Origin of the sequence: Streptomyces rubiginosohelvolus (assembly GCF_014649875.1) — a bacterium.
Taxonomy (GTDB): Bacteria; Actinomycetota; Actinomycetes; order Streptomycetales; family Streptomycetaceae; genus Streptomyces; species Streptomyces rubiginosohelvolus.
In genome coordinates this window covers 83,646-101,431 of the sequence record NZ_BMTW01000020.1, presented here as the reverse complement: position 1 = coordinate 101,431, position 17,786 = coordinate 83,646, and the positions used below count along the sequence as shown (strand labels likewise).

At 72.4% G+C, this 17,786-nt stretch carries 20 protein-coding genes; 16 read left to right on the top strand and 4 right to left on the bottom strand.

Translation table 11 applies throughout. From position 1 onward, the window contains the following. Positions 1 to 100 precede the first annotated feature (100 nt). The 11 genes from ald (at position 101) to IE134_RS30895 (ending at position 10,499) form a co-directional block, all read left to right on the top strand. Positions 101 to 1,216 carry an alanine dehydrogenase gene (gene ald, locus IE134_RS30945; protein WP_030721450.1) on the top strand — a complete coding sequence of 372 codons (1,116 nt, stop codon included), beginning with the start codon at positions 101 to 103 and terminating at the stop codon, positions 1,214 to 1,216. 368 nt (positions 1,217 to 1,584) lie between these two features. Beyond that, entirely contained in the window at positions 1,585 to 2,703 is a 1,119-nt protein-coding gene (locus IE134_RS30940; protein WP_010070292.1) for a ParA family protein, read from the top strand. Next, entirely contained in the window at positions 2,700 to 3,257 is a 558-nt protein-coding gene (locus IE134_RS30935; RefSeq protein ID WP_030721454.1) for a hypothetical protein, read from the top strand. The genes IE134_RS30940 and IE134_RS30935 overlap by 4 nt, the downstream gene beginning before the upstream one ends. Positions 3,258 to 3,334: 77 nt before the next feature. After that, positions 3,335 to 4,408, top strand: coding sequence for a segregation and condensation protein A (locus tag IE134_RS30930; protein ID WP_189432395.1), 1,074 nt, complete (start codon positions 3,335 to 3,337; stop codon positions 4,406 to 4,408). Further along, positions 4,405 to 5,061, top strand: a complete 657-nt coding sequence (gene scpB / locus IE134_RS30925; protein WP_030590389.1) for an SMC-Scp complex subunit ScpB — start codon at positions 4,405 to 4,407, stop codon at positions 5,059 to 5,061. Before IE134_RS30930 ends, scpB begins: the two co-directional genes overlap by 4 nt. Then, on the top strand, positions 5,061 to 6,353 hold the full coding sequence (locus tag IE134_RS30920; protein ID WP_030721459.1) for a pseudouridine synthase: 1,293 nt from the start codon (positions 5,061 to 5,063) through the stop codon (positions 6,351 to 6,353). Before scpB ends, IE134_RS30920 begins: the two co-directional genes overlap by 1 nt. Positions 6,354 to 6,477: 124 nt before the next feature. Next, positions 6,478 to 7,134, top strand: coding sequence for a nicotinamide riboside transporter PnuC (pnuC, locus tag IE134_RS30915; protein ID WP_030721462.1), 657 nt, complete (start codon positions 6,478 to 6,480; stop codon positions 7,132 to 7,134). Beyond that, positions 7,131 to 8,210, top strand: a complete 1,080-nt coding sequence (locus IE134_RS30910) for an AAA family ATPase (protein ID WP_189432393.1) — start codon at positions 7,131 to 7,133, stop codon at positions 8,208 to 8,210. The genes pnuC and IE134_RS30910 overlap by 4 nt, the downstream gene beginning before the upstream one ends. After that, positions 8,207 to 8,971: an NUDIX hydrolase gene (locus tag IE134_RS30905; protein ID WP_030721468.1), complete on the top strand. Its 765-nt coding sequence runs from the start codon at positions 8,207 to 8,209 to the stop codon at positions 8,969 to 8,971. The genes IE134_RS30910 and IE134_RS30905 overlap by 4 nt, the downstream gene beginning before the upstream one ends. Beyond that, positions 8,968 to 9,993 (top strand): ADP-ribosylglycohydrolase family protein, encoded by a 1,026-nt coding sequence (locus IE134_RS30900; protein WP_189432391.1) that lies wholly within the window; start codon positions 8,968 to 8,970, stop codon positions 9,991 to 9,993. The genes IE134_RS30905 and IE134_RS30900 overlap by 4 nt, the downstream gene beginning before the upstream one ends. A gap of 62 nt (positions 9,994 to 10,055) precedes the next feature. Continuing rightward, positions 10,056 to 10,499, top strand: a complete 444-nt coding sequence (locus IE134_RS30895; RefSeq protein ID WP_189432389.1) for an SRPBCC family protein — start codon at positions 10,056 to 10,058, stop codon at positions 10,497 to 10,499. Here the strand turns inward: IE134_RS30895 and IE134_RS30890 are convergent. Both IE134_RS30890 and IE134_RS30885 read right to left on the bottom strand, forming a co-directional pair. Beyond that, positions 10,465 to 11,205, bottom strand: a complete 741-nt coding sequence (locus IE134_RS30890; RefSeq protein ID WP_030721477.1) for a nucleotidyltransferase domain-containing protein — start codon at positions 11,203 to 11,205, stop codon at positions 10,465 to 10,467. The two genes, IE134_RS30895 and IE134_RS30890, sit on opposite strands and share 35 nt — an antisense overlap. 55 nt (positions 11,206 to 11,260) lie before the next feature. Then, complete coding sequence (locus tag IE134_RS30885) at positions 11,261 to 11,686, bottom strand: Rieske (2Fe-2S) protein (RefSeq protein WP_030721480.1); 426 nt, start codon at positions 11,684 to 11,686, stop codon at positions 11,261 to 11,263. 251 nt (positions 11,687 to 11,937) lie between these two features. On the opposite strand from IE134_RS30885, the gene aroH reads away from it, so the two are divergent. The 5 genes from aroH (at position 11,938) to der (ending at position 16,412) form a co-directional block, all read left to right on the top strand. Beyond that, positions 11,938 to 12,300 carry a chorismate mutase gene (aroH, locus tag IE134_RS30880; protein WP_030799581.1) on the top strand — a complete coding sequence of 121 codons (363 nt, stop codon included), beginning with the start codon at positions 11,938 to 11,940 and terminating at the stop codon, positions 12,298 to 12,300. Then, positions 12,297 to 13,382 carry a prephenate dehydrogenase gene (locus IE134_RS30875; protein WP_098020538.1) on the top strand — a complete coding sequence of 362 codons (1,086 nt, stop codon included), beginning with the start codon at positions 12,297 to 12,299 and terminating at the stop codon, positions 13,380 to 13,382. The genes aroH and IE134_RS30875 overlap by 4 nt, the downstream gene beginning before the upstream one ends. Before the next feature lie 133 nt (positions 13,383 to 13,515). Then, positions 13,516 to 14,211: a (d)CMP kinase gene (gene cmk / locus IE134_RS30870; protein ID WP_029181954.1), complete on the top strand. Its 696-nt coding sequence runs from the start codon at positions 13,516 to 13,518 to the stop codon at positions 14,209 to 14,211. Then, positions 14,208 to 14,864: a lysophospholipid acyltransferase family protein gene (locus IE134_RS30865; protein ID WP_030721491.1), complete on the top strand. Its 657-nt coding sequence runs from the start codon at positions 14,208 to 14,210 to the stop codon at positions 14,862 to 14,864. Before cmk ends, IE134_RS30865 begins: the two co-directional genes overlap by 4 nt. Before the next feature lie 78 nt (positions 14,865 to 14,942). Continuing rightward, on the top strand, positions 14,943 to 16,412 hold the full coding sequence (der, locus tag IE134_RS30860) for a ribosome biogenesis GTPase Der (protein WP_189432387.1): 1,470 nt from the start codon (positions 14,943 to 14,945) through the stop codon (positions 16,410 to 16,412). A gap of 70 nt (positions 16,413 to 16,482) precedes the next feature. Here the strand turns inward: der and IE134_RS30855 are convergent, their stop codons facing one another. After that, positions 16,483 to 16,818 carry a hypothetical protein gene (locus tag IE134_RS30855; protein WP_030721494.1) on the bottom strand — a complete coding sequence of 112 codons (336 nt, stop codon included), beginning with the start codon at positions 16,816 to 16,818 and terminating at the stop codon, positions 16,483 to 16,485. Between the two features lie 137 nt (positions 16,819 to 16,955). After that, on the bottom strand, positions 16,956 to 17,738 hold the full coding sequence (locus IE134_RS30850) for a DUF8842 C-terminal domain-containing protein (RefSeq protein ID WP_010056965.1): 783 nt from the start codon (positions 17,736 to 17,738) through the stop codon (positions 16,956 to 16,958). Positions 17,739 to 17,786: the final 48 nt, after the last annotated feature.

Genomic DNA, 17,786 nt, shown 5'->3' with positions numbered 1-17,786 from the left:
CCGCGTTCCTTCGTGGCGTCTCCATTTATGCTGTATATGTCCGGGTGTGCACCGCTGTGCCCGGATAACCCTCCGAGCCAAGCCAAGGACCGTGATCGACGTGAAGGTCGGCATCCCCCGCGAAGTCAAGAACAACGAGTTCCGGGTGGCGATCACCCCCGCCGGAGTGCATGAGCTCGTCCGCCACGGCCACCAGGTCGTCATCGAGCACGACGCCGGCGTCGGCTCGTCCATCCCCGACGCGGAGTACGTCGCCGCCGGTGCGCAGATCCTGGCCACCGCCGACGAGGTCTGGGCCGCCGCCGACCTGCTGCTCAAGGTCAAGGAGCCGGTCGCCGAGGAGTACCACCGCCTCCGCAAGGACCAGACGCTCTTCACCTACCTGCACCTCGCCGCCTCCCGCGAGTGCACCGACGCGCTGCTGGCCTCCGGCACCACCGCCATCGCCTACGAGACGGTCGAGACCGCCAACCGCGCGCTCCCGCTGCTCGCCCCGATGTCCGAGGTCGCGGGCCGCCTCGCCCCGCAGGTCGGCGCGTACCACCTGATGCGCTCGGTCGGCGGCCGCGGCGTGCTCCCCGGCGGTGTCCCCGGCACCCACGCCGGCGAGGCCGTCGTCATCGGCGGCGGCGTCTCCGGCTGGAACGCCACCCAGATCGCCGTGGGCCTCGGCTTCCACGTCACGTTGCTCGACCGCGACATCAACAAGCTCCGCGAGGCCGACAAGATCTTCGGCACCAAGGTGAAGACCGTCGTCTCCAACGCCTTCGAACTGGAGAAGGCCGTCGTCGAGGCCGACCTCGTCATCGGCGCCGTGCTGATCCCCGGAGCCAAGGCCCCGAAGCTGGTCACCAACGAGCTCGTCGCCAAGATGAAGCCCGGAAGTGTACTTGTCGACATTGCAATCGATCAGGGCGGCTGCTTCGAGGACTCGCGTCCGACGACCCACGCGGAGCCGACCTTCCTGGTCCACGACTCGGTCTTCTACTGCGTCGCCAACATGCCCGGCGCGGTCCCGAACACCTCCACCTACGCGCTCACCAACGCGACGCTTCCCTACATCGTGGAGCTCGCCAACCGTGGCTGGGCCGACGCCCTGCGCCGCGACGCCGCGCTGGCCAAGGGCCTCAACACCCATGAGGGACAGGTGGTTTACCGCGAGGTGGCCGAGGCGCACGGTCTCCCGCACGTCGAGCTGAGCACGCTCCTCGGCTGACGGGTCAACCGACTTCGTCAACATCGGGACTCCGGCCGGACCTTGCCGCGCAAGGTCCGGCCGGACGTGTATCGGGACTTGTGAGGCCCTTGCGCAACTCGCGCCGAACGTAACCCTTTACCCGTTTCGTGCAGCGGTGAAATGTGCGGCTTGGTCGCTGTGCACCCTTGACAGCGAGGCGTTCGATTGCCGACACATCGGGCCGGGTCCGGCGGATTGTGTTGCTGCGGACCGGTGACACGCCATAGAGTCGCCAATCGTCGGCATGGTGCCACGCTGACCTATCGATAAGTTTCCTGGTCACGTCCAAGGAGGTAAGACGACTTGTGAATGAGTCGACAATTACTCCTGGGGGTGGTCAACCAGGGATGCCTGTACGGGGTCTGAGCCCGATCGGGCTCGAAGCTGTCGGCTCCGTCGCGGTCCGCACCTTCGCCACCCAACAGCACATGACGACAGCCCCCCAGATGATGGACGGCCCACACGTGAACGCCACGGCCGGCAACGAGAGCAGCCGGGACACCGACCGCTTCGCCGACTTCGCCGAGGTGCCCGAGGGGCACTTCTACGACCCCGACGCCGAGTACGAGCCCGATCCGGAGTACGCGGCCACCCTCGCGCCCGACGCCGCGCGTCAGCGCCGCGAGCGCATCGGCCCGACCGGACGGCCCCTGCCGTACTTCCCGATCCCGGGTCCCCTGACCGACCACGGCCCCGCGAAGATCATCGCGATGTGCAACCAGAAGGGCGGCGTCGGCAAGACCACGTCGACCATCAATCTGGGTGCCGCCCTCGCGGAGTACGGACGCCGGGTCCTGCTCGTCGACTTCGACCCGCAGGGCGCGCTCTCCGTCGGCCTCGGGGTCAACCCGATGGAGCTGGACCTCACCGTCTACAACCTGCTCATGGAGCGGGGCATGGCGGCCGACGACGTCCTGCTCAAGACCGCGGTCCCCAACATGGACCTGCTGCCCAGCAACATCGACCTCTCCGCGGCCGAGGTGCAGCTCGTCAGCGAGGTGGCCCGCGAGTCCACGCTCCAGCGCGCCCTGAAGCCGCTGATGGCCGACTACGACTACATCGTGATCGACTGTCAGCCCTCGCTCGGTCTGCTCACCGTGAACGCCCTGACGGCCGCTCACAAGGTCATAGTGCCGCTGGAGTGCGAGTTCTTCGCGCTGCGCGGGGTGGCGCTGCTCACCGAGACCATCGAGAAGGTCCAGGAGCGGCTCAACCCGGAGCTGGAGCTCGACGGCATCCTCGCCACCATGTACGACTCCCGTACGGTGCACAGCCGCGAGGTCCTGGCGCGCGTCGTCGAGGCCTTCGACGAGCACGTCTACCACACGGTCATCGGGCGCACGGTCCGCTTCCCGGAGACCACGGTCGCCGGTGAGCCCATCACCACCTACGCCTCCAACTCGGTCGGCGCCGCCGCCTATCGCCAGCTCGCCAGGGAGGTGCTCGCCCGGTGTCACGCCGAGTGAGTCTGCCGGGGGCCGACGAACTGTTCCGTACCACCGGAGGCGGGATGGGCCTCCAGCCGTCCTCCCCCGCGGAGCGGCGGCGCAAGGCGAACGGCGAACCGCGGGTGCCCGCGCCCGCCGGGGAGAGCGATCCCTCCGGCCAGGTACCGTCGTCCGCCGACCGTGAGGAGCACACCGCGGCCGACGCCGACGGCGGCGACTCGCGCGGCCGCGGCGGCGAGGGCGAGCGAGCCCCCTCAGCCAAGGCCACCGGTGAGCGTCCCTCCGCCCCGGCCGAGCAGCAGCCGGCGGTCCAGCCCCAGCGCCGGCGCGGCGGCGCACGCGGCGCGAACCGCCGCCCCAGCGGCCGGGAACGCCACGACGAGAAGATCACGGTCTACGTCTCCGCCGAGGAGCTGATGGACCTCGAACACGCCCGGCTCGTCCTGCGCGGCGAACACGGCCTCGCCGTCGACCGGGGCCGTATCGTCCGCGAGGCGGTGGCGGTGGTCCTCGCCGACCTGGAGTCCCGGGGCGACGCGAGCATCCTCGTACGGCGGCTGCGCGGCCGCTGAACGGCACGGCGCGGGTAGCCTGCCCTAGGGCCTGTCGCCCTGGACCCCGACCGCCGCCGCCCCACCCCTGGACCCCCATGCCCACGCCCGACGACCCCGCCGCCCCGCGCCGCCGCGCCCTGGGCCGGGGACCGGGCGTGGCGGCGTTCCCGGAGCCGGAGGCCGTACGGGAACCCGTACCCGAGCCGGAGCCCGTACCGGACGCTGAGCCCGAGCCCGAGCCCGAGCCGGAGCCCGTACCGGAGGCCGAGCCGGAGCCCGTACCCGAGCCGGAGGCCGCGGCCGAGCCGGAGCCCACGGAAACGGCCGCGCCGGAGCGCGCGCCCGAGCCCGACGACAAGCGGTTCACCGTCCGCCTCGTGAACTTCGAGGGCCCCTTCGACCTCCTCCTCCAGCTCATCTCCAAGCACAAGCTGGACGTGACCGAGGTCGCCCTCTCCAAGGTCACCGACGAGTTCATGGCGTACATCCGCGCCATGGGCCCCGACTGGGACCTCGACCAGACCACCGAGTTCCTCGTCGTCGCCGCCACCCTCCTCGACCTGAAGGCCGCCCGGCTGCTGCCCGCCGCTGAGGTCGAGGACGAGGCGGACCTCGCGCTCCTGGAGGCGCGGGACCTGCTCTTCGCGCGGCTGCTCCAGTACCGCGCGTACAAGCAGATCGCCGAGATCTTCCAGGGCCGCCTGGAGTCGGAGGCCCGCCGCCACCCGCGTACGGTCGGCCTGGAGGACCAGCACGCCGAGCTGCTGCCCGAGGTGGTCATCAGCATCGGGCCCGAGGGCTTCGCGAAGCTCGCGGTGAAGGCGATGCAGCCGAAGCCGAAGCCCCAGGTGTACGTGGACCACATCCACGCCCCCCTGGTCAGCGTCCGGGAGCAGGCGGGCCTGGTGGTGGAGCGGCTGCGCGCGGCCGGGGCGGCGGTCAGCTTCAGGACGCTGACCGAGGACGCCCCGGACACCCTGACGGTGGTGGCCCGGTTCCTGGCCCTGCTGGAGCTGTACCGCGAGAAGGCCGTCACCCTGGACCAGGACGAGGCGCTGGGCGACCTGCTGGTGGCCTGGTGCGGCGGGGAGGGCGCGGAGCCGGTGGTGACGGACGAGTTCGACCAGGAGCTGAACGGCGGCACGGACGAGGAGGGCGTACGGGAATGAGCGAGCAGCCGGATCAGGAGCGGGACGAGGGCGCGGTCGCCTCGCTCGACCTCAAGCCCGCCCTGGAGGCGGTCCTCATGGTCGTCGACGAGCCCGCGACCGTCGACCACCTCGCCAAGGTGCTCCAGCGCCCCCGCAGGGCCGTGGCGGACGCGCTGCGGGAGCTGGCCGACGAGTACACCGTGCAGCGCCGGGGCTTCGACCTGCGGCTCGTCGCGGGCGGCTGGCGGTTCTACACCCGGCCCGAGTACGCGGCGGCCGTGGAGGGCTTCGTCCTGGACGGCCAGCACGCCCGGCTCACCCAGGCCGCGCTGGAGACCCTGGCGGTCGTCGCGTACCGGCAGCCGGTGAGCCGCTCGCGGGTCTCGGCGGTGCGCGGAGTGAACTGCGACGGGGTCATGCGGACCCTCCTCCAGAGGGGCCTGGTGGCCGAGGCGGGCGCGGAACCCGAAACAGGTGCGATCCTGTACAGGACGACGAACTACTTTCTGGAGCGAATGGGCCTGCGCGGCCTGGACGAGCTCCCGGAGCTCGCGCCCTTCCTCCCGGAGGCGGACGCGATCGAGGCTGAGACGCTAGAGGGTGTGCCGTCGTTCGATCCGGACGCACCGGACACCCCGGATACTCACGCAGACGACAAGACGGAATTTTGATGCGAAGCAGTGGCAGGAACAGCGGAAGCGGCAGTGGCGGTCAGGGCGGCCGGAGCGGCGGCCAGGGCGGTCGCCCCGGCGGTCAGGGCGGCGGCGGTCGCGGCCAGGGCGGCCGCAGCGGCGGCGGATCCTTCCGCCAGGGCCAGGGCCAGGGCGGCGGCCAGGGCGGACGCTCCGGCGGTCAGGGTGGCGGCGGTCGCGGCGGCAGCGGCCAGGGCGGGCGTTCCGGCGGCCAGGGCGGCCGTCAGGGCTTCCAGGGCGGGCGTGACGAGCAGCAGGACCAGCGCCCCCGCCGTCCCCGCCCGGAGGAGCGCCGCTACGACGTCGGCAACGACGCCCCCGGCGCCCGGGGCGGCCAGGACGGCCCCCGCAAGGGGCGTGGCACGGCGGCCCGCGGCGGCGCCAAGGGCGGCCCGAAGCCCGCGCAGGGCGGCAGCGGCGGCGGCTTCCGGCGCGGCGGCTCCCCCTCGCGCCCCCGTGAGCTGGACGCCAAGATCGAGCAGCGCAACCGCGACCGGTACGCGAACAAGCCCGACATCAAGCTGCCCAAGACCCACCCGGGCGCCGAGCAGGAGGGTGAGCGGCTGCAGAAGGTCCTCGCCCGGGCCGGCATGGGCTCGCGCCGCGCGTGCGAGGAGCTGATCGAGCAGTCCCGCGTCGAGGTCAACGGCGAGATCGTCGTCGAGCAGGGCATGCGCGTCGACGTGCACAAGGACGAGATCAAGGTCGACGGCCTCACCGTCGCCGCCCAGTCGTATCTCTTCTTCGCGCTGAACAAGCCCGCCGGGGTCGTCTCCTCGATGGAGGACCCGGACGGCCGCCAGTGCCTCGGCGACTACGTGACCAACCGCGAGACGCGGCTGTTCCACGTCGGCCGGCTCGACACCGAGACGGAGGGCATCATCATGCTCACCAACCACGGTGAGCTGGCCCACCGCCTCACGCACCCGAAGTACGGCGTGAAGAAGACCTACCTGGCCGCGATCCAGGGCCCGCTGCCGCGCGACCTCGGCAAGCGGCTGAAGGACGGCATTCAGCTGGAGGACGGCTACGCCCGCGCCGACCACTTCCGCGTCGTCGAGAACACCGGCAAGAACTACCTCGTCGAGGTGACCCTCCACGAGGGCCGCAAGCACATCGTGCGCCGGATGCTGGCCGAGGCCGGCTTCCCGGTCGAGCGGCTCGTGCGGACGTCCTTCGGGCCGATCCCGCTGGGCGACCAGAAGTCCGGCTGGCTGCGCCGCCTCACCAACACCGAGGTCGGCATGCTGATGCGCGAGGTCGGTCTCTAGAGCTCCCCGTCAAGGCCCGCGGCCGGTAGCTGTTCGGAAAGTTCGAACAGAACCGGCCGCGGGCCTTTTGCTGCCCCCGCCCAGCCTTTATAGTCAGAGTGACCATAAAGAAGGAGGCGGGCCCGTGAGCCTCGCGGAGATACTCGATCCCCTGCAGCAGCCCCTGGTGACGGTCCTGGACACCCCGGTCAGCTGGACCGAGGTGCTGGGCTTCGGCAGCGGGGCGCTCTGCGTCTGGCTCGTGGCCCGCCAGCACCTCGCCAACTGGCCGATCGGCATCGCCAACAACCTCTTCTTCATCCTGCTGTTCACCCAGGCCGGCCTGTACGCCGACGCCGGCCTCCAGATCGTCTTCATCACCCTCGCCGCGTACGGCTGGTGGACCTGGACCCACGGGGGTGGACCAGGGACCTCGGTCCTGCCGGTGCGCAGGACGACCCGCACCGAATGGGCCTGGCTGCTCGCGGCGGGGGTGGTGGGGACCGCAGCGATCACGCTGCTGCTGTCCCGGGCCACCGACTCCACCGTCCCGTTCTGGGACGCCCTGACAACCTCGCTCTCGCTGATGGCGACGTACGGGCAGTGCCGGAAGCGGCTGGAGTCCTGGTGGCTGTGGATCGCCGCCGACGTGGTCTACATCCCGCTCTACGCCCACAAGGGGCTGTATCTGACCTCGCTGCTGTACGCCGGGTTCCTCGCGCTCTGCATCCTCGGCCTGCGCAACTGGCACCGCGACCTGACCGCACGCACCGCACGGACCCCGGAGGCGGCCGTCGTATGAAGCGCTACGAACACGGCCTGGTCCTCGGCAAGTTCTACCCGCCGCACGCCGGCCACCACCACCTCGTCCGGACCGCCCAGGACCGCTGCGAGCGGCTGACCGTGCTCGTCTGCGCCGCCTCCGTCGAGTCCGTCCCCCTCGCCGACCGGGTCGCCTGGATGCGCGAGATCCACCCGGACGTCACGGTGGTCGGCGCGGTCGACGACACGCACATGGACGTGCACGATCCGGCGGTCTGGGACGCGCACATGGCCGTCTTCAGGGCGGCCGTGCCCGAGCGCGTGGACGCGGTCTTCACCTCGGAGGCGTACGGGGAGGAGCTGGGCCGCCGCTTCGGTGCGGACTCCGTGCTCGTCGACCCCGACCGCACCCTCTTCCCGGTCTCCGGCACCGCCGTGCGCAAGGACCCCGTCGGCTGCTGGGACTTCCTCCGGCCGCCCGTACGGGCTGCCCTCGCCCGCCGCGTCGTCGTCCTCGGCGCGGAGTCCACCGGTACCACCACCCTCGCCCGGGCGCTCGCCGCCCACTACCGGGCGCGCGGCGGGGTGTGGGCGCGTACGGGGTACGTCGCCGAGTACGGGCGCGAGTACAGCGAGGACAAGCTCGCCGACCTGCGCGGACGGTGGCCCGGGGCCGCCTGGGAGGACGTCACCTTCACCACCGACGACTTCCCGCTCATCGCGAAGACCCAGAACAACCGCGAGGAGGCCGCCGCCCGCGCCGGGTCCCCGGTGCTCTTCTGCGACACCGACTCCTTCGCCACCACCGTCTGGCACGAGCGGTACGTCGGCGGCCGCAACCCCCTCGTCGAGGAGATCGCCGACCGGGCCGGCCACCACCTGTGGCTGCTCACCGACCACGAGGGCGTCGCCTTCGAGGACGACGGACTGCGCGACGGCGAGGAGCTGCGCCCCTGGATGACCGACCGCTTCCGCGCCGAACTCACCCGTACCGGAAGGCGGTTCATCGAGATGACCGGACCGCCCGAGACGCGGCTCGCCGCAGCCGTCGCCGCCGTCGACGAACTCCTCGCCACCGGCTGGGACTTCGCCGCACCCCTCCCGGAGAAACGATGACCACCCCCGCCCCCGAGGGCTACGACCCGCACGCCTACGCCCCGTTCGCGGTCACCGTCGACCTCGCCGTCTTCACCGTCCGCGAGGCCCGGCTGCACGTCCTGCTCGTCGAACGCGGCCAGGAGCCCTTCCGGGGCCGATGGGCGCTGCCCGGCGGCTTCCTGCTGCCCCGCGAGTCCGCGGGCGACGCCGCCCGCCGCGAACTGGCCGAGGAGACCGGCCTCGGTCCGGACACGGTCGGCGCCCTCCACCTCGAACAGCTGCGCACCTACACCGACCCGGACCGCGACCCGAGGATGCGGGTCGTCTCCGTCGCCTACGCCGCCCTCCTGCCGGACCTCCCCGAACCGCGCGGCGGCGGCGACGCGGCGAGCGCCCGGTGGTGGGACGCGGATGCGGCCGGGCCCCTCGCCTTCGACCACGACACAATCCTTACCGACGCCCGCGACCGGATCGGCGCCAAGCTCGAATACAGCTGCCTGGCCACCGCGTTCTGCCCCGCCGAGTTCACCCTCGGCGAGCTCCAGCAGGTCTACGAGACCGTCTGGGGCGTCGAGCTGGACCGCCCCAACTTCCGGCGCAAGGTGCTGAGCGCGCCGGGCTTCGTCCAGCCGGTCGACGGCCCGCCGCGCCGCACCGGCGGCCGGGGCAAACCCGCCGCCCTCTACCGGGCGGGCGACGCCACCGCCCTGCACCCGCCGCTCCTGCGCCCGCCGCGCACCGACGCCTCCCCCTCCGCCACGGAAGGACACGACCGATGACTCTCGCCATCCCGCCCCTCACCAAGCAGGCCGCGACCGGCGTCCTGACCGGGCTCGCCCTCGGCGACGCGCTCGGCTTCCCCACCGAGTTCAACGACGTGCCCTCCATCCTCGCCAAATTCGGCCCCTGGCGGCAGATGCCCCTCCTGGATCCCGCCGTCGTCTCCGACGACACCCAGATGACGATCGCGCTGGGCCGGGGCATCCGTACCGCCATGGACAGCGGACTGCTCACCCCCGAACGGATGGTGGGCCCGGTCAGCGCCGAGTTCATCGCCTGGTACCACGCGCCGGACAACAACCGCGCCCCCGGCAACACCTGCCTCACCGCCTGCCGCCTGCTCGAACACACCCGGATCTGGCAGGAGGCCAGCCAGACGCACTCCAAGGGCTGCGGCGCCAACATGCGGGTCGCCCCCGTCGGCCTGGTCCCCGGCCTCAGCGAGGAGCAGCGGGCCGGCGCCGCCCAGCTCCAGGCCGCCCTCACCCACGGCCACCCCACCGCCCTGGCCGCCTCCGACCTGCTGGCCCGCGCGGTGTTCCTGCTCGCCCAGGGCGCCGAACCCCTCGGGCTGATCGGCCAGTTGCGCAGCTACGCCCTGGAGAACCGGGGCCGCTACCACACCCGCTGGCTCGGCAACCTCTGGCACCACGCGGGCGACGCCACCCCGCAGGCGTACATCCAGCGCGGCTGGGACGAGTGCCTGGCGGCCCTGGAGACCGTCCGGGACGCGCTGCGCGACCCGTCGCCGGAGACCGACCCGTGCGAGCGGACCGGCGACGGCTGGATCGCCGAGGAGGCCCTCGCCACCGCCCTGCACTGCTTCCTGCTCTTCCCCGAGGAGCCCGTCACCGCCCTGCGCCGGGCCGCCTGCACCCGGGGCGACTCCGACTCCATCGCCTGCCTGACCGGCGCGCTGGCCGGGGCCCGCCTGGGCGCGGCGGCCTGGCCCAAGGAGTGGTCCGAGCGCATCGAGTACCGCAGCGACCTGCTGTCCCTGGCGGCACTCTGGGACGCCTGACCGGCGGGGGAGGGGGTACGAGAGGGCGGAACCCGTTCCCGTACGAAGGCCTGGTGGTATCCGTGTCCTCCTCACTCGTCGAGACCGTCGACATCAAGGCTCCGGTGGCCGTCACCTGGTCCCTGTGGAGCGACGTCACCCAGTGGCCGCGGTTCCTCAGCCACGTCCAGCGCGTCGATCCGATCGACGAGCGGCGTTTCGCCTGGCAGCTCTCGCTGCCCGGCGCGGACAAGAACTTCGTCGCCGAACTCACCGAAGTGGTCCGCGAGGACCGCATCGCCTGGAAGACGGTCGAAGGCGTCCACCACGCGGGGGTGGTCACCTTCCACCGGCTCGACGACACGTCGAGCCGCGTCGCCCTGCAGATCGAGTACGACCCCCAGGGCTTCATCGAGCGCCTCGGGGCGCTGACCAACCTCGACTCCACGCTGGCCAACTACGACCTGGGCGAGTTCCAGAAGCTGGCCGAGCTCACGGCCGGGGCGGGCGGTCCCCGGACGCTCTGAGCCCATCGGGGGCCTCGGCGCGCGCCGAGGCCCGCCGGGTCCGGACGAGGAAGTCCTCCACGGCCGCCCGGTCCGGCTCCGCCGGCAGCGGGGACCGGGCCGCCGCCTCGTCGTTCTCCTCGCCGAGCCGGTCCATCCGGCGCTCCACCTCCGCCCAGGACACCTCGCCCCGCTTCACCGCCAGCAGCTCCTCCCGGGCATCGCCGACGTCGATGCGCAGCTCGCCCGTACGCAGCAGGTTCCGGCTGCTCGCCAGCAGCCGCAGCAGATGCATCGCGTGCTTCCAGCGCGGCGCGCCGTGCACCCGTACGTCGGCCTCCAGCTTTCGCCGCTGGCCCAGCGCGTACCGGACGAACGTGCCGTGCGCGAGCCGCGACAGGAACGCCCCGCGCAGCGCCAGCAGCTCCCGCCCGGTGCCGTCCACGGACTCCACCAGCGGGGAGTGCAGGCACTCCAGCACGTTCGGGTTGGCCCGGAGCGCCAGCTCGCAGAAGCGCTCCAGCTCCCAGGAGAACTGCTCCGGCGCGGGCCCGTCGACATGCGTCGGTGGCTTCTCGAACCGCCAGAACAGCTCCGTGGGCGCGAGGAACACGCCGCGCCGGTCCGTGTCGCTGTCCTCCGTGGCCAGTCCGAACGCGCGCGAACCCATCACGCAGGCGTAGACCGTGTGGTCGCGTACGAGTGCCTCGCCGGTGGCGGTGATCATGGCCGCGAGCGTACGGGGGAGCGGGCCGCGGCGCCCCGGGATTTCGGGTCCGCCCTCAGCCCAGGCGGATCGCCCCGCCCGAGACACTGATCTGCTCGGCGGGCAGCGGCCGGGTCGCCGGGCCTGCCTCGACCGCCGCGTCCGTGATGCTGAACTTGCTTCCGTGGCATGGGCAGTTGATGGTGCCGTCGCTCACCGTCGAGACGAGACAGCTCGCATGGGTGCAGACGGCGGAGAACGCCTTGAAGTCGCCCTCCGTCGGCTGCGTCACCACGATCTTCTGCTCCTTGAAGATCGTGCCGCCGCCGACCGGGATGTCCCCGGTCCGGGCCAGCTCCGCCCCGCCCGTGGCGTCCCCCGGCGCGCTCGGCGTCGGGCTCGTGTCGTCGCCGCCGTCCCCGTCCGAGGATCCGCAGCCGGTGGCCAGGGCGGCGGCGCCCGCCGCACCCGCGGCCAGCACCGTCCTTCGCCGTGCGTTCATCGGGGCTCTCCTTCGGTGACGGTGGGTGGGGGCCATCGTGGCGGCGGCGGGCCCCCGGGCGAAGCAACCGGGCGGGCCGTGCCCCCGACCGGGTGGCGGACGGTGCTCCGACGGCTGCGGTCCGCCCGTCTCACGGACGGAACACCGTGATCACGTCCGGCGCGGCCGATCTAGGCTGAGGGGAGCAGCGGGCCGCGCCGGAAGGCGCCGGGCCCGGGCACCGAAGAGCAGCGAAGAACGAGGAGTGCGACGTGGCGGTACGAGCGGTCCGGGGCGCCGTCCAGCTGGAGCGGGACGAGGCCGGGCACATGGACGAGCGGGTCGGCGAGCTGCTGACGGCCGTCCTGGAACGCAACGAGCTCGTCGCCGACGACCTGATCAGCATCTGGTTCACCGCCACCCCGGACCTGCACAGCGACTTCCCGGCCGCCGCCGCGCGCGGCCTCGGGATCGTCGACGTACCCCTGATCTGCGCCCAGGAGCTGGACATCGACGGGGCGATGCCCCGCGTCGTCCGTATCCTCGTGCATGTCGAGACCTACCTCTCGCGCGCCGAGATCAGCCACGTCTACCTCGGCGCCACCGCCGCCCTGCGCAAGGACATCGCCCAGTGAGAACCGCCCTCGTCATCGGAACCGGGCTCGTCGGCACCTCCGCCGCCCTCGCACTGGCCGGCCGCGGCATCCAGGTGCACCTCGTCGACCACGACCCCGAGTCGGCCCGCACCGCCGCGGCGCTCGGCGCCGGGACCGTGGAGTCACCCGACGGCCCGGTCGACCTCGCCGTCGTCGCCGTGCCGCCCGCGCACACCGCCGCCGTCCTCGCCACCGCCATGCGCGACGGGGTGGCCCGCGGCTACCTGGACGTCGCCAGCGTCAAGGGCGGCCCGCGCCGCGAGCTGGAGGCGCTCGGCCTCGACCTCACCCCGTACATCGGTACGCATCCGATGGCGGGCAAGGAGCGGTCCGGTCCGCTGGCCGCCACCGCCGACCTCTTCGAGGGGCGCCCCTGGGTCCTCACCCCGACCCGGGAGACCGACACCGAGGTGCTCAACCTCGCGCTGGAGCTGGTCGCCCTATGCCGGGCCGTCCCCGTCGTCATGGACGCCGACGCCCACGACCGGGCCGTCGCCCTGGTCTCGCACACCCCGCAGCTGATCTCCTCGATGGTCGCCGCCCGGCTGGAGGAGGCCGACGAGACCGCCGTACGCCTGTGCGGCCAGGGCATCCGCGACGTCACCCGGATCGCCGCCTCCGACCCCCGGATGTGGGTGGAGATCCTCTCCGCCAACCCCGGCCCGGTCGCCGACGTGCTCGCCGGGGTCGCCGCCGACCTGGAGGAGACCGTGACCGCGCTGCGCGGGCTCGGCTCCGCCGACGCGGACCGGCGGAGCGCGGGCACCCACGCCATCGAGGACGTCCTGCGGCGCGGCAACGCCGGCCGCGTCCGGGTCCCCGGCAAGCACGGCGCCGCCCCCACCGCGTACGAGACCGTCGCCGTCCTCATCGGCGACAAGCCGGGCGAGCTGGCCGCGATCTTCGCCGACGCCGGGCGGGCCGGGGTCAACATCGAGGACGTCCGCATCGAGCACGCCACCGGCCAGCAGGCGGGCCTCGTCCAGATCATGGTCGAACCCAGCGCCGCCCCGGTCCTCGGCGCGGCCCTCCAGGAACGGGGCTGGTCGATCCGCGGCTGAGCCCGGCGCCCGCGGCCCGTGCGAGGGTGGCGGGCGCCTCCCCCGTACGGGGTACAAGGGCACGCCCCGCACTCGGTAACCTGGTACGAGGCCGTTCCCTGGCCCGTCCGTCCCCACCCCGTGTACCAGGAAGGTGTCCACCACCGTGGAAACCGCACGCTCCTCCGTGATCGTCGCCATCGACGGGCCCTCGGGCACCGGCAAGTCGAGCACCTCCAAGGCCGTCGCCGCCGCGCTCGGCCTGAGCTACCTGGACACGGGCGCGCAGTACCGGGCCATCACCTGGTGGATGCTGACCAACGGCATCGACGTGAGCAACCCGGAGGAGATCGCCACCGCCGCCGCCAAGCCCGTGATCGTCTCCGGCACCGACCCCGCCGCCCCGACGATCACCGTCGACGGCGAGGACGCCTCCGGGCCGATCCGCACCCAGGAGGTCACCTCCAAGGTCAGTGCCGTCAGCGCGGTCCCCGAGGTGCGCACGCTCATCACCGCGCTCCAGCGCTCCATCGCCGCGGCCGCCACCGGCGGCATCGTCGTCGAGGGCCGGGACATCGGCACCACCGTGCTGCCCGACGCCGACCTCAAGATCTTCCTCACCGCCTCCCCGGAGGCCCGTGCCGCCCGCCGCAGCGGTGAGGTCAAGGGCTCCGACCTGACCGCCACGCGTGAGGCCCTGATCAAGCGGGACGCGGCCGACTCCGGCCGTAAGACCTCCCCGCTCGCCAAGGCGGACGACGCCGTCGAGGTGGACACCACCGAGCTGACCCTCCAGCAGGTCATCGAGTGCGTCGTCACCCTCGTCGAGGGGAAGCGGGTCGCCGCGTGAGCGATGCCACCGGCGCGCCCACGCTGCGCGGAGCGGCCGTCGGGCGCACCATCGGCATCGGCCTGATGTACGGGCTGTGGAAGCCCCGGGTCCTCGGCGCCTGGCGCGTGCCCGCCGCCGGACCCGTCATCCTGGCGGTGAACCACTCCCACAACATCGACGGGCCGATGCTGATGGGTACCGCACCCCGGCCGGTGCACTTCCTGATCAAGAAGGAGGCGTTCGTCGGCCCCCTCGACCCGTTCCTGCACGGAATCGGGCAGATCGAGGTGGACCGTACGACCGTCGACCGCACCGCGATCGGCCACGCCCTCGGCGTACTGGCGGACGGCGGCGCCCTCGGGATCTTCCCGGAGGGCACCCGGGGCGAAGGAGACTTCGCCTCGCTCCGCGCCGGGCTCGCCTATTTCGCGGTACGGGGCGGGGCCCCGATCGTCCCCGTGGCGGTCCTGGGAAGCACGGAGCGCCGCGGACGGTTGATACGGGGGCTGCCCCCGCTGCGCAGCCGGGTCGACGTCGTCTTCGGCGACGCGTTCGACGCGAGCGCTGGCGACGGGCGGCGTACGCGCAAGGCGCTGGACGAGGCGACCCTGCGGATCCAGGCGAAGCTGACCGCCCACCTGGAAAGCGCCAAGCGCCTCACGGGGCGATAGGCGAGACTTGACCTGACTTGAGTAGTGGACCGCGCTGATCGTGGTCCATCGATGATGATGCAAAGAGGAACGGACTTCATGAACGACCAGATTCACTCCGAGGGCTCGGGCCACGAGCACGGAGAACTTGGCGATGCCGAGTACGCGGAGTTCATGGAGCTCGCCGCGCAGGAGGGCTTCGACCCCGAGGAGGTCGAGGGCGCCCTCGGCGAGGCCGGTCACGGCCCGCTCCCCGTGCTCGCCGTCGTCGGCCGCCCCAATGTCGGCAAGTCGACCCTGGTGAACCGGATCATCGGCCGCCGCGAGGCCGTCGTGCAGGACAAGCCCGGCGTCACCCGCGACCGCGTCAGCTACGAGGCCGAATGGGCCGGCCGCCGCTTCAAGGTCGTCGACACCGGCGGCTGGGAGCAGGACGTGCTGGGCCTCGACGCCTCCGTCGCCGCCCAGGCCGAGTACGCCATCGAGACGGCCGACGCGGTCGTCTTCGTCGTCGACTCCACCGTCGGCGCCACCGACACCGACGAGGCCGTCGTCAAGCTGCTGCGCCGGGCCGGCAAGCCCGTCGTCCTCTGCGCCAACAAGGTCGACGGCCAGAGCGGCGAGGCCGACGCCACCGCCCTGTGGTCCCTCGGTCTCGGTGAGCCCTACCCGGTCTCCTCGCTGCACGGCCGCGGCACCGGCGACATGCTCGACGCGGTCCTGGAGGCCCTGCCGGACGCCCCGGCCCAGAAGTTCGGCACCGCGCTCGGCGGGCCCCGCCGGATCGCCCTGATCGGCCGCCCGAACGTCGGCAAGTCCTCCCTGCTGAACAAGGTCGCGGGCGAGGACCGGGTCGTCGTCAACGAGCTGGCGGGCACCACCCGCGACCCGGTCGACGAGCTGATCAACCTCGGCGGCATCACCTGGAAGTTCATCGACACGGCCGGTATCCGCCGCCGCGTCCACCTCCAGGAAGGCGCGGACTACTACGCCTCGCTGCGGACGGCCGCCGCCGTCGAGAAGGCCGAGGTCGCCGTCGTCCTGATCGACTCCAGCGAGTCCATCAGCGTCCAGGACCAGCGCATCATCACCATGGCCGTGGAGGCCGGACGCGCCATCGTCATCGCCTTCAACAAGTGGGACACCCTCGACGAGGAGCGCCGCTACTACCTGGAGCGCGAGATCGAGACGGAGCTCGCGCAGATCGCCTGGGCCCCGCGCGTCAACGTCTCCGCCGTCACCGGCCGCCACATGGAGAAGCTGGTCCCGGCCATCGAGACCGCGCTGGAGGGCTGGGAGACCCGCGTCCCCACCGGCCGGCTCAACGCCTTCCTCGGTGAGATCGTCGCCTCCAACCCGCACCCGATCCGCGGCGGCAAGCAGCCGCGCATCCTCTTCGGCACCCAGGCTGGCACCAAGCCCCCGCGCTTCGTGCTCTTCGCCTCCGGCTTCCTGGAGCACGGCTACCGCCGCTTCGTCGAGCGCCGGCTGCGTGAGGAGTTCGGATTCGAGGGCACCCCGATCCACATCTCCGTCCGGGTCCGCGAGAAGCGCGGCCGCAACAAGTAACACCTGGTGTACGACGAAGCCCTGGGCCGCACTCGCGAGTGCGGCCCAGGGCTTCGTCGTACACCAGATTTCAGGAGTCCCGTGACCCCGGCGGCAGCGCCGCGGGACGGGGGCGTCCCGCATGCCGCCCGACCCGCTGCCAGGAGCCGAGACCGCCGGTCGTGTGCTGGCTCTGCCCGCCGCTCCCGCCGTGGCCGTGGTGTCCGCCGTGCGAGCCGGGGGCGGAGTGACCGCTCAGCGGGGCCCTGGAGGCGAAGAGGCCGGCGCCGAAGGCCGAGAAGGAGAGATTCTCCTCGCCGCTCCGGTCGCCCGGCAACGCCCGGAACGAGCGCCGGTACTCGGAGTACAGCGCGTCGTAGATCGGGGTGGGGGACAGGCCCCCCGACGGATCCTGCGAAGGACGCATGGCAGGGATCTGACTCTGATGCTGGCGGGGGGAGTCGTATGAGTGCACGTAGGTGCCAACGACCTCACGGCCCGTCGGATGCGGCCCCGCCGGAGAAATCGCTGTTCGGCGGGGGTGGCCGGGCCGGCCGGACATGATCAGGTCCCGGCCAGCGGCATCGAGGCGGCGACCAGCAGCCCGTTGACCGCGGCCTTCTCCAGGGCGTCCCGCAGCAGGTCCTCGCGCGGCTGCTGGCCGATGGTGCCGGCCGGGGCGGCGAAGACGAGGACCGTCTGCGACTTGTTGACCGCCGCCCGCCAGCCCTCGGTCACCTGGAGCGGCTGGTGGGCCTGCCACCAGGCGACCGGGTTTCCGCCGCCGGCGCTCGGCTGCAGCACGGCGTGCAGCTGACCCACCGCCAGCAGCACGGACCAGCCCGCGAGGACCTCCGGCAGCCGGTTCATGTCGGGGGCCGGGCGGAAACCCTGCTCCAGCAGCAGCTGGAGGAACTCGTCGCCCCCGCTGCCGTCGGTGCCGGGCCGGGCGACCGGGCCGGTCGGTTCGACGACCAGGGCCGGGCGCAGATCGTCCTCGATGAGGACGAGTCCGCTGGTGATGCCGAGGACGGCCTGTTCGGGCATGAGCCCCTCCGTGTCCTTCTGCTCGCTTCCGGTGATACTGCGCACCGCGCCCTGGAGCTGGTCCTCCGCGACCCTGACGACCTGCGAGGGGATGCACGTCGCGTGGGCGAACGCGAGGACGGCGGTCTCGTCGCCGATGAACAGCACCGTGCTGGTGCGTTCCTGGTCGGAGTCGCCGGGGGTCCGGCAGGAGGTGCAGTCGTAACTGCCCGGGGCGTTGTCGCCGACGAGCAGCCGGTCGGCTTCGTCGTCGCCGATCTCGGCGCGTACGTCCTGGCTGACGTCGAGCATGCGCGGCACGGGGGCTCCTCGAACTCGGTGCGTGGGCCGGGTGGTTCCCGGCTCATG